Source organism: Rubrobacter tropicus (assembly GCF_011492945.1).
Taxonomy (GTDB): Bacteria; Actinomycetota; Rubrobacteria; order Rubrobacterales; family Rubrobacteraceae; genus Rubrobacter_D; species Rubrobacter_D tropicus.
This window is the reverse complement of record NZ_CP045119.1, coordinates 3,469,502-3,483,252: the sequence shown is the minus strand read 5'-3', so window position 1 is coordinate 3,483,252 and position 13,751 is coordinate 3,469,502. Positions and strand designations below refer to the sequence as shown.

The window sequence follows — 13,751 nt, the reverse complement described above, 5'->3', positions numbered from 1 at the left end:
CGCGGGTTGAACGCCGCCCGCTCAAGGAGCGGCCGGGGGGAGAGGCGCTCCATCGCGGCCAAGAACGCCGAGATCTCCGCCCTGAGAAAGGTGCTCGCCCGAACCCGGGCGAGGGGGCCGGCGCCCCGGTCGAGACGCCCGTGTTCTTCGTGGTTGGCTACCAGAAGTCCGGGACGACGTGGCTCATGCGGATGCTGGACGCGCACCCGGAGATCCTGTGCAGGGGGGAGGGCAGGTTCTTCGGCGCGGCCTGGCGGCAGAAGAGCCTCGTCAAGTCGGACGCCATGCGGCCCCCGAGTTCGCTGCTCTACGCCGTGCGCGAGGCCGAGTACCTGAGGCTCTGGATCGAGCGCTCCGTCTGGAGCCGCAACGACGATCCGCGAGAGCACCTGGACAACCTCGCCCGCATGGCCGTCGACTACTTTCTCCAGGGGGAGCTCGCCAAGACCGGAAAAAGGCTCGTCGGGGACAAGTCCCCCCTGCTCACCCCCGAGACGGTCGAGGAGATCTCACACGTCTACCCCGAAGCCCGCTTAATTCACATCATCCGCGACGGCCGGGACACGGCCGTCTCCGCCGCCCACCACGCCCGCAACTTCGGCAGGAAACCAGGGGAGCGTGGTTCGGGCGAGGGCGTCTTCGAGGATGACCGCCTCCGAAAGCTCGCCGCCGACTGGAACGCCAGGGTGGGCAGGACCGTCGAAGACGGCCCAAAGCTGTTCGGGGACTGCTACGCCGAAGTCCGCTACGAGGATCTCCTGATTCGACCGGAGGCCGAGATGGCGCGTCTTTTGCGTTTTCTGGGCGCGGACGAGGGAGGAGCCGGCCACTGCGTGAACGCCGCCAGCTTCGAGAAGCTCTCCCGGGGCAGGAGCCGCGGGGAGGAGGACCCCTCCTCCTTCTTCAGAAAGGGCGTGGCGGGAGACTGGAAAGAGGCCTTCACCGGAAGCGACCGGCGCATCTTCGAGCGGGAGGCGGGGCCCCTGCTCCAGCGACTAGGCTACACGGAAAAGAACAACAGCCAATAGCAGCGCCTACCAACCCCTCCCTGAAACCTGCAACCTGAGGCCTGATACCTCCCGGTAAGAGCGGACACGTCCGGGACCGGGGGGCGCTCCGTATACTTCGTGCATAGTGTGGTTCGTGCCGGGCTGCCCGTCTGCGCCGAAGCAGTTTGAGACCAGGAGGATTCAAGGTGAAAAAAGCGGCGCTGGCTGCGGTGATCTCGGCCCTTGCGGTTGCCGGGGTGGCGCTGTCTTTCGGCGCGGAGCCCACGCGGGCGGCCACCGTGCCGCCCGGTTTCGAGGACCGTCTGGTTACGGACGTCCAGCAGCCGACTTCGATGGCGTTTCTGCCGGACGGGCGGATGCTCGTCGCCACGCAGCCCGGCCTCCTGCAGACGTACGACCCGGCGACGGGGGGCAAGCGCGGCGTGCTCGACCTCCAGGCCAGGACCTGCGCCAACTCCGAGCAGGGCCTGCTCGGCGTCGCCGTCGACCCGGACTTCGAGTCCAACCGCTTCATCTACATTTACTACACCTTCAAGAAGTTCGGCGTCTGTCCCGCGATGCAGCCGGGCAACCCGAAGAACCCGGTGAACCGGGTGGCGCGCTACAGGCTTCCCGAGGCCGGCGACGCCACGATGGACAAGATCCTCGTGGACAACATCCCCTCCCCCAACGGCAACCACAACGGGGGAGACCTGCACTTCGGCAAGGACGGCCTCCTCTACGTCAGCGTGGGCGACGGGGGACGCGACTACAGGTTTCCCCACGACCGGGCCGGGGCGAACGACGCCTCGCGCGACCGGCACGTTCTGCTCGGCAAGATCCTGCGCGTAACCCGCGACGGCACGATACCCGCCGACAACCCATACGCGAACGCCTCCAACGGCGCCCGCTGCGGCGTGCCCTCCGCCAACGGGCGCACGGCCCCGGGCAACGTCTGCAAGGAGACCTTCGCCAGGGGCTTGAGGAACCCCTTCAGGATGGCCTTCGACCCGGACGCCGCCGGCACCCGCTTCAACATAAACGACGTGGGCCAGAACGCGTGGGAGGAGATCGACGCAGGCCGGAAGGGCGCGGATTACGCCTGGAACCTCTGCGAGGGACGCCACGACAACCCCGACCGCGCGGGCTCCGTGGCCTGCGGCGCCGCACCCTTCACGCCGCCCATCCACGAATACAGCCACGGGAGCGGCTGCTCCTCCGTGACGGGCGCGGCCTTCGTTCCAAACGCCGGGCCCTGGCCAGAGTCCTACGACGACGCGTACCTCTTCGGCGACTACGTGTGCGGCAGGATCTTCAAGCTCACCCCGAAGGCCGCCGGCGGGTACGCCAAGGAGGCGTTCGCGACCGGCCTCGGCCAGGGAGGCCCCGTCGCCATGACCTTCGGGCCATCCGGCAGGGACCTCTACTACACCACCTACGCCGGCGAGAACCCGGGAGGTGAGATCCGGCGCATCACCTACACCTCGGGCAACGTCGCCCCGAACGCCAGGGCCGCGGCCAACCCTCCCCACGCCGAATCCCCGGGCGACCTCACCATAGCCTTCGACGGCTCCGAAAGCCGCGACCCCGACGGCGACCCCCTGACCTACGAGTGGGACTTCGACTACGACGGCCAGAACTTCCAGGCCGACGCCACGGGCCCGGCGCCGTCCCACACTTATCCCACGGCCGGCAAGAAGACCGCCGCGCTGCGCGCCACGGACGACAAGGGCCTCTCCCACACGGCGACCGTCGAGGTCTTTCCCGGCGACACGCCGCCCCGGCCGGTCATAGAGAACCCGGCGGAGGGGATGCGCTTCCGGGTTGGGCAGCAGATCACGCTCCAGGGCTCCGCCACAGACGCCGAGGACCCGGCCGCCCCCACCCTGACCTGGGAGGTCCGCCGCTGGCATTCCGGCCAACACTTCCACCCGTACAAGTCGGGCACGGGGCAGACCCTGTCGGTCACCGGCCCCGAACCGGAGGACCTGACGGCGACCAACCCCGAGGGCAACTACCTGGAGGTCCGGCTTACGGCCACGGACTCGCGGGGCCTCACCAAGACCGTAACCCGCAGGCTCCAGCCGAGGACCACCGGCATCACGCTCGCCTCCAACCCGACGGACCTGCGCCTCGCCGTCAACGGCCGGTCGTTCGTCGCCCCGAGGACCTTCCTCGCGTGGGAGGGCGATCGACTAACAGTCTCCGCCCCGAACCAGCAGAAGGACGGCCAGCGCTACGTCTTCCGCTCCTGGTCGGACGGCCGCGCCGCACAGCACACCATCGTCACCCCCGTCGACTACAAAAAGTACACCGCCACCTTCCAACGCCGGTAACGAAGGGCCGGACCCCGAACACGTCGCCGCCCGATGCTCGTGCGTGTTATATTCTGTGAACATCGTGAACGAAAGGTGAGAAGGTGGCTACGAAGGCGCGAGGGATACGGCTTCCGGGGGCGTTGGAGGCGGAGATCGAGCGCGAGATGAGGTTGCAGGGCGCTGGTTTTACGGAGGTTGCGGTCTCCCTCTTGCGCGAGGCCTTGCGGATGCGCCGGGTGCCGGGAATAGTGTTCATGGACGGCGCGACGGGCCGGCGGGCTGTGGTGGCGGGCACCGGCGTCGACGTGTGGGAGATCGTCGGGCAGTACCGCGAGGTCGGCGAAGATTTCGAGGAGTTGAAGGCCTGTTATCCGTGGCTCACCGGGGTCCAGCTCTCGTCCGCCCTCGGCTACTACGAGATCTACCCGGAAGAGATAGACGCCCGCCTCGAAAAGGAAGAGCGTTGGACGCCGGAGAGTCTGTGGCGAGAGCACCCATTCATGCGGCCAGACCGGGGCAATGAAGCCGGGCGTCGCGAAAGTTCTTGAGGTTTCTCTTCGACGAAGACCTTCCGCCGAAGGCGGCGGAGATCTCACGCGGCCTGGACATCGACGCCGCCAGCGTGCACGAACTCGGACGGCTCGGCCTCACCGACAGGGAACAGTTGCGCTTCTCGGCCAGAGAAGAGATGGTGTTCGTCACCCGCAACCGCGACGACTTTCGCGCGCTCACACTGGAGTTCTACAGGGCCGGCGAAAGCCACCGCGGGGTGCTCGTAGTCGGCCGCAAGCTACCCAACAACCGGCCCGGGAGAATCGCACACGCCCTGAAACGCTGGGTGGACAAGAACGCAAACCGCCCCGAGAGCTTCGGTCCCTACACCCTGGACTTCCTGTAGCTCAACCTGGACCCCACCCGGCATCCACGCAAGCGAACCGGCAGAAGGACGGCCAGGGCTACGTCTTCCGCTCCTGGTCGGACGGCCGCGCCGCGGGCCACGCCATCGTCGTCCCGGTCGACTACGGGAAGTATACGGCGACGTTCCGGCGGCGGTGAGGCGAGTTGGAGGGCTTCTACTAGTTGCCGAACGACTCGTTGCGCCAGGCCTCCCGCAGGAAGCTCCGCGGCGCCTCGGGCAGCGGCTCGATCTCGGCCGACAGGCCGGAGAGGTCGGTCTTTTTGGAGCAGAGGAAGGCCCGGCGCAGGCCCTTACGATAATCGTTTGCGCCCCGGTAGTCGGGTGAACCTTTGAGGTTGCGGAAATCTGGCTTGAGCGTAATCGTTCTGTAGCCGAATTGGGAGGCCAGGTCGTGGACGGCCCGCGCGCTCGGCACCAGGACGAACTCGTAGTCCACGGCGTCGCGCGCCTCTTCCAGGCTGTCCCGGCGCACCTCGAAGATGGAGCGCTTGGCGGGTGAGATCGCGGTGTCCACCACGAGCAGATCCGTGCTCACGGGGTTTATGCGCTCCATTAGGTCGACGGGCTTCGAGATGTGGTACAGGAGTCCGAGGCACAGGACTATGTCGAACTCGCCGAACTTTCGGAAATCCAGGTCGAAGAGGTTGGCTTCGACAAAGTCGTAGCGGTCCTTGTCGACGCTCTTGACATCGAAGACGAACTCCGACTGTTCCACGTGCATCCGTCTGCCGTCCACGCCGAGCACGTAATCCGCGCCCGCGTTGATAGCGCGCAAAGACCACCACCCGGCGTTGCAGCCGAGGTCCAGCACGCGCTTGCCCTTGAGTGAGCCGCCGAACAACTCGACTATCGGGTCGAAAAAGTGAAGGGCGCGGTTGCGGTGGCGCACCGCAACCTTGCTGTCGTAGATGGGCGTCTTGTGCCCGCCGAGGTCGAAGCGGTAGTGCCACCTCGGGAAACTCTCTATTTTCTCTACGATCTCGCTGTCCCTCAACCCGCGCCCTCCGTTTACCGCTCGCGACCGTGCACGCGACCAATAATAGCAAGCGGCACCGAATCGTGAGGCGAGGACGCTCTACGCGCCACACCCGGTCCGAAGTAGATGAACTCCGAAAGTTACGCCTCGTCGAGGCGGCCACTTCTTCACGTCGAAACGTATAGATCTCTACTCCCCGCGTGGCCCAGCTACGCAAACCGACACTGTTTGGGCCTGGTTTGCCGGACCTATTCCCCTCGTCGCGGCGCCGGGTTGCGGCACTGGTCGGGCAGCGGTTCGGTTGGTTTCGTGCCGTTGATGCACTCCCGTACGAGCCTGGTGAGGCTCTCCTGGTCCCAGGCGTTGAAGAGGTCTGCGTGGTAGTTGGCGGGCTCTTCCCAGAAGCCGTGGCCGGCCGAGACGAGCACCCGGCCCGACGGGTCGCCCGCGGGCAGCTCGTAGAAGAAGGTGGCGTCCACGCTGGGGAGGGGAACGGGGTGGGAGCCGGGGCAACCGCGCCCGCCGTCGGTCGTATCCGCGTACTCCACGTGGTACCTGTGGTCGGCGCTGTCGAGGTTCCGTCCGTCCCAGCAGTCCGGGAAGTAAACCGTGGCGGCGAGCACCCCGCTCTCGCACCTGCGAGGAGGGGCCTGCGACTTCGTCTTGTCCTTGCGCCCGCAGGACCAGAGGACGTGGTTCCTCTCCTGGAGGCCGCCGGCGATCATCTTCAGGGCCGGGGGCACGGCCCGCACCCGCTCGTGGTCCTTGCCGGCGGTCCTGTAGTAGATGCTCGCCCTGGAGGGTGTGAGGCGCTCCCCGTCCCACCTTACGGCGGGGACCCAGTAGGCCGACCTGTCGGCCTGGTGGAAGCACCCCGTTTTGGCCTTGCGCAGGGAGTCGTAGGTGGAGCTTCCGGAGGTCGATGCGTTGCCGAAAAAGTCGTGCAGGTGGGGGTGGGAATCGTCCGTGATCGGGTCCGCGGAGGCCGTGTGGCCGAACTTGCACCCGGTGGCGAACTGCGCCCCCGGCTGCTTCGGAGCGGGCCGGTCCTCCGCGTCGAGCCTGCCGGTAACCGCGACGATGAGCGCCAGGGCCAAGACGAGGACGCCCGCCGCCCGGACGAGGGCCGTCCACCCTTCCCCAACTAACCGGCTCGACCAAACGCGCATGAAGGAAGTCTAGGGTAGCGGGATCTTCCGGGTCAAATAGCGACGGCCCAGGCGGTCTCCGGTCTCCGCTCCTCCCGGAGATCCTTGCAAAGCTATCAGCTGTCAGCTTTCAGCCAAAGACAAAAAGCTGACAGCTGAAAGCGATGGCCGAAGGCCAAGCGGGCTGACCGCTGACGGCGTGGGTTTCGGAAGCTCATTGCTTCCGGAACCCGCTCTCGTAGCCCAGGTCTTTCAGCGTCTCTCCCGCGATGCCTTCGAACGTTTCCCGGTCCCCTTCGGCCATCCCGGTCTTCCAGCGGCCGATGCGGTCCGACTGGGGGGGGCGGTTGGTCAGGGCGTGGATGCCCGTGCGTTGCTCGCCGCTGACGACGGTCTCCCCATCCGGCAGGGTTACGTCCCGGCGCATCTCGTCCATGCGCTTTTGGGCCGTCTCGTGGTATTCGAGCATGATGGGGTTCCAGGGGAGGTCCACGAAGTCGCAGACGCCCTTGAGCGTGGCCTCCGTGTCCGTCACCAGGTCCTCGTAGTGGACTTCGAGGTAGTGGGGCAGGTCTTCCGCTTGCCGCCGCGACTCCCGGATGGCGGACTGCCAGCGCCTGGCGGCTTCCTCTACGGACCCCGGTCCGAACCACAGGCCCATGCTCGAGAGCGCAACGTCCCGGCCGTCACGGATCACGTGCAGAAACCGGGCTTCCGGGAGCAGACCGCCCACCAGCCCCATGTTCCGCACGTAGGGCGGCGTCTTGTCGCCCCAGCGCGGCTTGCCGAACCTCTGCGCGTAAAGCCCGTAGAAAGCGCGCAGCGCCTGGCCCAGGTCGAAGGGCTCTATCGCGGCGATCCTCTCCGCCAGCAGGCGCTTCTCCAGCTTGAAATCCTCCCACCTGCGGTGCGCAGTTACCGTTTCGAGAAAGACCCGGCGCGGGTCGCCGGAGTTATCCAGGGCTTTTCCGCACGCCCGCGACACCTCCGGGATGAAGTGTGTCTCGGGCGGTATGGCGAGGTCGGGGTGGGCGTCGAGCATCAGCCGCAGCAGCGTCGTCCCCGAGCGGCCGGCGCCCACGATGAAGGGTGTCGGAGCGCGGCCCTCTTCACCCGGTTCGCCGATTCTGCTCCGGTCCTTCCAAGAGTAGAGCTTCGATCTCAGCCGGGACGCGATGCGGCGCGGCAGCATGGTTTTCGGGGGGCGAGATCCGTTGCCCGACGGGTCGGCCAGCCTCTCGCCGGAGACCCTGTGCCACAGTGGGGCGCACTCGCGGGCGATCTGGACGGCCTCCTCCTGCGTGAGCACCTTTCTCCAGCGTCCGACGCTGTCCGTGTGGGCCGCGGTGGTCTGCCGGATTTTCGGGTCTTCCAACCCTCTTTCGCGTTCCGCGCTGTTGAAGGCGAGCTGCGCGGGCTCGAAATCCTCTTCCAGCCAGTCCATGAGGTCGGCGAGCACGCCTTCCGGGTCCTCGACCAGCCGCTCGTAGACGATCCGGTAGTAGTACGCGGGGTGACGGTCGCCGAACTTGGCCCCGACCCGCGTGTAGCGCTTGTAGAGCTCTATGCGGGATTCCAGGTCCGGCGGTATGGTGAGCGGGAAGCGGGCCTCCTTGATCGAGGCCAGCGTGTCGAGAGGGTTTCGGACCACGTGCACGAAGACCCACCGTCTTCCGAGGAGGTGGGTCCACTGTCTCAGGTAAAGGACGTTCTCAGGGTTCTTGTCCGCCCAGCGCGGCTTGCCCGCCCGGGAGGCGGCCCTCTCCTGAGAGCGCACGAAGGCTCCCCCGAACTCTTCGAGCAAGTCCTGCTCCGGTAACATGTGGCGGGCCGTGGTCGCGAAGCGTATGTGCCGGAGCGGGTCTTCCGCGTAGTCGCCAAAAAAGTCCCTGAAAAACTTGACCTCAGGGCCGCAGTGGATGCGGGAGTGGGCGTCGAGCATCCTGCGTACGAGCGAGGTGCCGGAGCGGTGGCATCCTCCAACGATCACGGGGAGGCCCTTACGCGGCGCGGTCCAGTCCTCACCGACGTGTTGCGTTCTCGGGTTGGAGAGGTCCAGCGCGTCGTCGGAGGCGTACACGCTCAACTCGGACTGTGACGGAAGTTGAATCTTTCGCGCGTCCACGCGAGCGCGCCAGCCGTGCTTTCCGGTTCGCAGTTCCGCGGCGTCGTAATCTTTGCCGGCGTACTTCTCGACGAAGTGTTCGGCGCTCAGGAACGGGTAATGGCGCATCTTGAACGGCTCCGGGTACGCGCGCAACCCCGGGAACTCCACCCTGTGTCCGCCCGACGAGGACAGGTCCACCCTCTCGGGTTGCCGCTTCCAGGCGTTGAGCCGGTGCGGGAACCTCGGCAGGAAAGGGTAGTAGTGCCTCATGGTCCGCTGGTACTCGGGGTGATCGTGGTTCGGCTCTTCCTTGGTTGGGACGAACGCGTACTCCACGAAGTTCACGGCGTCGTAGCCGAGCCCGTCCACCCCGGCGAGCGCCTCGGCCAGGGTCTTGTCGGACCTCGGCGGCAGCCTCACCTCGTCAGGGTCCGCGTGGATAAACCAGTCGGCTCCCAGCTCGAGGGCCAGCTCCTCTTTTCGCCCGAGTTGCGCGGTCAGGTCGAAGACACCCTCGCGGGGAAACGACTCGATACCGATCAGACCCCGCCCCAGGTACCGCTCGGCGATCTCGACCGTCCGGTCCGTGGATTCGTTGTCCAAAAGGTACGTCTCGACGCCCTGCGCGGCGAAGTGATCCAGGCACGGGGCTATGAACCGTTCCTCGTTGTAAGCGGCGAGTATCGCGATTACCCGCAAGCGACGTTCTCCCTGTTGTATGAGGGCCGACGCGGTCTCCCGCTGCCCGAGCCGGGCGAATCTCTTGCACGCTCCCCGTTTGATGCTATCACGCCACGATGGTTGCCCGGACGCGAACGCGTGCGGTGGGAGTCTAGGGAGCGGGATCTGCCGGGTCAAATATCGGGGGTCCGTGCGATCCCACCACTCCTCCGTTGGTTTGACACGATGTGACGACTTTCTTATCCTGAATTTTCTCTGGCGGAGAGACCACGGCGTCGTGCGCTGGGGCGGTGGCCGATCTACGTTGCGGAGGATGGGTATGTCAGCGATCAAGATCCGCATCGCGCGGGCGTTGAAAGCGTTCGGCTTGCATCCCCGAAGTGAGCTGGAAGAGCTGCGGGAGCAGTCCAGACGGGACCTCGCCTGGCTGAAAAAGCGCAACGACCAGCTACAGAGGCGCAACGACCAGTTGCTCGCCGCCCGGAAGCGCCTGGAGAAGCGGGTCGCTCAACTACAGAGGGGCGACGCGCAACCCGGCCGAACCCGTGGAGAAGACGGGGGCGAAACTTCGGCTGACTGAGCCGGAGCTCGGGGATGGACTACGTCCCGGCCTCGGACGGCTTACGCGGACGGGCTCCCTTTCTTCTCCGAGAGTTCCCCGGAGAGGACGCTCCCGGTAACGGGGGCCGGGTTGTCGGGGTCGAAGTCGGCCTCGCGGCACATCCGCACGTAAAGGTCGTACATCTCCGGCGGGGCGACTTCGAGATCCCGCAGCTCGTCGGTCGCGACGCTGTGGTGGCGCAGCCCCTTGAGGGAGGTCGAGCGGGCGTGGGCGATGAGTTGGCCCGAGGCATGAACGCCCAGAAAGTCGAGGACGCGCCGCAACTCGTCCTGCGGCCGGTAGAAGTACGCCCCGTAATGGGTGACTATGTATCGGTCGGCCGGCAACGCGGCGAGCAGCCGCTGGCTGTATTCCGTCCACAATTTCAGACCGAAGGCGAGCGAGGAATTGCCCCGCTTGCGGAGCGAGAGGGCGACCTCCAGAGGGTTTCTAAGGGAAATGACGACCTTCATTTCCGGGAGCAGATCCAGCCAGAGCGGCATCGTAAGGCTGCTGCGCGGGTCTTTCCAGCCCCAGACCCCGCTGCCCTCGAACCGCCTGACGAGCTCCTTGGCCTCCGCCTTTATGGGCGCCATCTTCTCGGAGTCCTGCCAACCCTCTTCGAGGTGGGGGGGGAGGTCCCAGCCGCCCCTGTGGGCCTCGAAGACGCGGTTGTTGATCGAGACGAACCGGCTGTTCTCCCAGTAGCCGTCCGGGTTGGCCGGCCCCGCGGCGAAGAGCTCGCTCTCGTCCCCGAGGTACACGCCGCAGCGGTACAGGAGCTGGGCCGCGGACGACGTGCCCGACCGGTGCATGCCGGTGATGCAGACGGGTATGTCTCGACCCTTCCCGTTCACCGGAGGTCTGATCTTTGTCCGTGAAACATGGCCGAAGCCTTTCGTATCAATCCAGGATCAACCGGCGAGAAATTATAGCAGTAACGTTCGGGGCCGAAACCCCGCGCTCCCGCTGAGACTTGCGCCCGCTCTTGCTAGAATGTCGTGCCCGAACGGGCTTCCTGACCGGAGCCACCCTGAAACCTGACGAAACGATGGCGGCAACAAGCAGAGAGGAGCGGAACATGGTCTCGTCGGAGCGGTCCCCGAACGGCGGCAGCCTGGCCTCGCCGGAGCGGTCGTCGGAGGACGGCGCCGGAGACGGGCCCTCGCCGCGGCTGCTCGCCTTCTACCTGCCCCAGTTCCACCCCATCCCGGAGAACAACGCTTCCTGGGGCGAGGGGTTTACGGAGTGGTCCACGGTCGCCAGGGCCACGCCCCGCTTCCCGGGCCACTACCAGCCCCGCCTCCCGGCCGACCTCGGCTTCTACGACCTGAGGCTGCCCGAGGTGCGCCAGGCCCAGGCCGACCTCGCCCGCGAGCACGGCATCGGGGGCTTCGTGTACTACCACTACTGGTTCGAGGGCAGGGAGCTTCTGGAGCGCCCGTTCGAGGAGGTCTTGAAGACGGGCCAGCCGGATTTCCCCTTCTGCATCTGCTGGGCCAACCACACCTGGACCTGGAAGCGCGACTCCTCGGAGAGGGGGCGCATAGTGCCCCAGGACTACAGCGAGGAGGACGACAGGGAGCACATCCGCTGGCTTCTCGAGGCTTTCAAGGATGAGCGGTACATAAAGGTAAACGGCCGTCCCCTGTTCCTGATCTACCGCGTCCGCGGCCTGCCCGACCCGAAGCGGACCTTCGAGTTGTGGCGGGAGGAGGCGAGCAAGGCGGGGGTGGCCGAGCCCTACATCTGCAAGGTCGAGTCGTTCAGCGATTTCGAGGACCCGGCGACCTTCGGCTGCGACGCCGCCGTCGAGTTTTGGCCGCACGGGCTCGAGAACATAGGCGTCGAGCCCGTCGAAGGGCGGGCCGAGAGGTTTCAGGACAACAGGATCTACAATTACGAGGAGCTCATAGAGAAGCACCTCGCCCGCCCGGCCCCGCCCTTCAAACGCTACCCGTGCGTGGTCCCCCAGTGGGACAACACCGCCAGGTTCAAGTCCACCGGCGCGCGCATCGTCCACGACTCGACGCCGGAGCTCTACGAGCGGTGGCTCCGGGCCGTCGTCGAGAAGAACGCCGCCAACCCCCCGGAAGAGCAGCTGGTCTTCGTCAACGCCTGGAACGAGTGGGCCGAGGGCGCCTACCTCGAACCCGACTTCCGCCACGGCCGCGCCTACCTCGAGGCGAACCGCCGGGCGCTCGTGGCAGCGGGCGCCAGGGTGCCGGTGCCGGGCAGCGGGAAGGAGGGCGGGGCGCCCGAGCCCGCCTCGGCCGAGGACCGCTACAAGATTCTCCTGGACAAATACACGCTGCTCCAGAAGCGCTACACGGAGCGCCTGCGCCAGGAGGAGTACTCGCCGCTTCTCCAGAGAGCCGAGGACCAGGTCGCGGAGCTCCGCGAGGAGAACCTGAAGCTTCGCCGCCAGAGCAGGGTCGTTACCAGGGAGAAAGACGCGCTGGCCCGCTGGTCCCGCGAGATGGTCGAGGGGGTTCGGATCCTGCTCAACTCCAAGAGGTGGCGGCTCGGCAGCATCGTCTTCGAGGCCCCGCAACGCCTCCTCGGAAGGTCCCGCGGACCGGGCGTGGAGGAGCACCTCGTCGAGGTGAGCGGCAGGCTCCGCAAGCAACTCGACGCCCCCGCCGAGGCCGACGGCCAGGAAAAGCCGGACGCCGGCCGGCGGTAGAGGCCCGAACTCCGGTGGCCCCGTGGTTGGCGGGAAACGGCGTGTCGTGGTGCTAATATGGCGGGCGATGGAGACGAGGCACAGAGAGACCAACCGTGGCTGAGCGGCTCGTGATCGCCGGCTTCCACCGCAGCGGCACTTCGGCGACGGCCCAGATCCTGCACCGCGCGGGCCTCTTCCTGGGCTACGAACTGCTGGAGGCGCTCCCGTCCAACCCCTACGGCCACTTCGAGGACCGCGAGGCGGTCGAGCTCCACCAAGAGATCCTCGCGGACAACGGCCTCACGTGGCTCGTGGACCGCCCGCTCCTGCCCGTGGTCGGGGAGGAGCGCTGGGCCACGATGCGCCGGATGGTGGAGCGGCGCGACGCCGAACACGCCCTCTGGGGCCTCAAGGACCCCAGGATGTGCATGTTCATGATGCCGTGGAAGTACGTGGTGCCGGATATGAAGGTACTTCTCGTCTACCGGCACTTCTCCGAATGCACCTACTCGCTCGGCAGGCGTCACTCCTCTGATCTCTTCCTGAACCGGGGCAACCGCTACGTCCACCGCCGCTTCTTCGAGGAGCCCGACCTGGCGCTTCGCATGTGGCTCGCCCACAACGAGGCCCTCGTAACCTTCGCCCGCGCCCACCCGGACGACACCCTGACGGTCTCCCTCGACGCGATACGCGAGGGCTTCCCGCTGGTCCGGGCCGTGAACGAGCGGTGGGACCTCGGCCTCGCGGACGTCCCGACGGCCGAAGTCTACGACCCGAGCGTCTCTTCCCGGCGGACGAGGCGGCAGCCCGTCTCGGACCGGCGCCTGATCCCGCGCGTCGACGAGACCTGGAACGCCCTGGAAGACCTCGGCGCCAGAGACGCCGGTAACGTCCCGCAGAAGGAGCCGGCGTTTGCCTGAGAACGACTTCTACACGCCGACCGATATAGACAGGCTGCGCATGGAGAACGAGCTCCTCGAGTTCGAGGTGCGCTTCCTGCGCGCCCACCTCGGCCTCTCCGGCGGCCAGGGCTCCTCGACCTCCCTGCAGCGGCTCTCCCGCCTGGAGGAGGCCGAGCGCGACCTCGTCCTGCTCCTGAGACGCATGTCCGGAAGCCGGGCCGGTCGGGTCTTCAGGCTCAACGCCAACTTCAAGACGCTCGAGGAGCGCTACCTCCTCACGCCGACCCCCCAGGACCCCGGCTCCCCGAGGCGGCTTGAGTACCTCGAAGGGGCCGAGCGCGACCTCGTCCTGCTCCTCAAGCGCATGGGCCGGCCGCCGCTCGGCCGGGCCTTCCGCCTCAAGAGGGAGTTCCGCACCCTGGAACAGCGGTACCTCTAACCG

12 protein-coding genes are annotated in these 13,751 nt (G+C 66.8%); 8 read left to right on the top strand and 4 right to left on the bottom strand.

Features of this window, described 5'->3' with window-relative positions:
- Positions 1-140 precede the first annotated feature (140 nt).
- The 4 genes from GBA63_RS17555 (at position 141) to GBA63_RS17540 (ending at position 4,205) form a co-directional block, all read left to right on the top strand.
- Entirely contained in the window at positions 141-1,028 is an 888-nt protein-coding gene (locus tag GBA63_RS17555) for a sulfotransferase family protein (RefSeq protein WP_166178178.1), read from the top strand.
- A 167-nt stretch (positions 1,029-1,195) separates the two neighbouring features.
- Positions 1,196-3,325 (top strand): PQQ-dependent sugar dehydrogenase, encoded by a 2,130-nt coding sequence (locus GBA63_RS17550; protein ID WP_166178176.1) that lies wholly within the window; start codon positions 1,196-1,198, stop codon positions 3,323-3,325.
- Between the two features lie 83 nt (positions 3,326-3,408).
- The gene (locus GBA63_RS17545) at positions 3,409-3,855 is read left to right on the top strand and encodes a DUF433 domain-containing protein (protein ID WP_166178174.1); all 447 of its coding nucleotides are present in this window, start codon (positions 3,409-3,411) and stop codon (positions 3,853-3,855) included.
- Complete coding sequence (locus tag GBA63_RS17540) at positions 3,852-4,205, top strand: DUF5615 family PIN-like protein (RefSeq protein ID WP_166178172.1); 354 nt, start codon at positions 3,852-3,854, stop codon at positions 4,203-4,205. The genes GBA63_RS17545 and GBA63_RS17540 overlap by 4 nt, the downstream gene beginning before the upstream one ends.
- A gap of 178 nt (positions 4,206-4,383) precedes the next feature.
- Here the strand turns inward: GBA63_RS17540 and GBA63_RS17535 are convergent, their stop codons facing one another.
- The 3 genes from GBA63_RS17535 to GBA63_RS17525 form a co-directional block, all read right to left on the bottom strand.
- A complete protein-coding gene (locus GBA63_RS17535; RefSeq protein WP_166178170.1) occupies positions 4,384-5,220 on the bottom strand; it encodes a class I SAM-dependent methyltransferase in 837 nt (278 codons plus the stop codon).
- Between the two features lie 230 nt (positions 5,221-5,450).
- Positions 5,451-6,371: a DUF1996 domain-containing protein gene (locus GBA63_RS17530; protein WP_166178168.1), complete on the bottom strand. Its 921-nt coding sequence runs from the start codon at positions 6,369-6,371 to the stop codon at positions 5,451-5,453.
- A gap of 193 nt (positions 6,372-6,564) precedes the next feature.
- Positions 6,565-9,156: a sulfotransferase gene (locus GBA63_RS17525; RefSeq protein ID WP_228282152.1), complete on the bottom strand. Its 2,592-nt coding sequence runs from the start codon at positions 9,154-9,156 to the stop codon at positions 6,565-6,567.
- A gap of 301 nt (positions 9,157-9,457) precedes the next feature.
- On the opposite strand from GBA63_RS17525, the gene GBA63_RS17520 reads away from it, so the two are divergent.
- The gene (locus GBA63_RS17520) at positions 9,458-9,718 is read left to right on the top strand and encodes a hypothetical protein (protein WP_166178164.1); all 261 of its coding nucleotides are present in this window, start codon (positions 9,458-9,460) and stop codon (positions 9,716-9,718) included.
- Between the two features lie 41 nt (positions 9,719-9,759).
- On the opposite strand, the gene GBA63_RS17515 is transcribed toward GBA63_RS17520, so the two are convergent.
- Positions 9,760-10,596, bottom strand: a complete 837-nt coding sequence (locus GBA63_RS17515; protein WP_166178162.1) for a sulfotransferase family protein — start codon at positions 10,594-10,596, stop codon at positions 9,760-9,762.
- A gap of 224 nt (positions 10,597-10,820) precedes the next feature.
- Between GBA63_RS17515 and GBA63_RS17510 the strand changes: the two genes are divergently transcribed.
- From GBA63_RS17510 to GBA63_RS17500, 3 genes are all read left to right on the top strand, one after another.
- Positions 10,821-12,425, top strand: a complete 1,605-nt coding sequence (locus tag GBA63_RS17510) for a glycoside hydrolase family 99-like domain-containing protein (RefSeq protein ID WP_166178160.1) — start codon at positions 10,821-10,823, stop codon at positions 12,423-12,425.
- Positions 12,426-12,520: 95 nt separating this feature from the next.
- Positions 12,521-13,327 (top strand): hypothetical protein, encoded by an 807-nt coding sequence (locus GBA63_RS17505; RefSeq protein WP_166178158.1) that lies wholly within the window; start codon positions 12,521-12,523, stop codon positions 13,325-13,327.
- Positions 13,320-13,748 (top strand): hypothetical protein, encoded by a 429-nt coding sequence (locus GBA63_RS17500; RefSeq protein ID WP_166178156.1) that lies wholly within the window; start codon positions 13,320-13,322, stop codon positions 13,746-13,748. The genes GBA63_RS17505 and GBA63_RS17500 overlap by 8 nt, the downstream gene beginning before the upstream one ends.
- Positions 13,749-13,751: the final 3 nt, after the last annotated feature.

Excerpts from the sequence above, each read along its gene's own strand:
- GBA63_RS17520 (WP_166178164.1), top strand. The coding sequence starts at position 9,458 with ATGTCAGCGATCAAGATCCGCATCGCGCGGGCGTTGAAAGCGTTCGGC.
- GBA63_RS17510 (WP_166178160.1), top strand. The coding sequence starts at position 10,821 with ATGGTCTCGTCGGAGCGGTCCCCGAACGGCGGCAGCCTGGCCTCGCCG.
- GBA63_RS17530 (WP_166178168.1), bottom strand. The coding sequence starts at position 6,371 with ATGCGCGTTTGGTCGAGCCGGTTAGTTGGGGAAGGGTGGACGGCCCTC.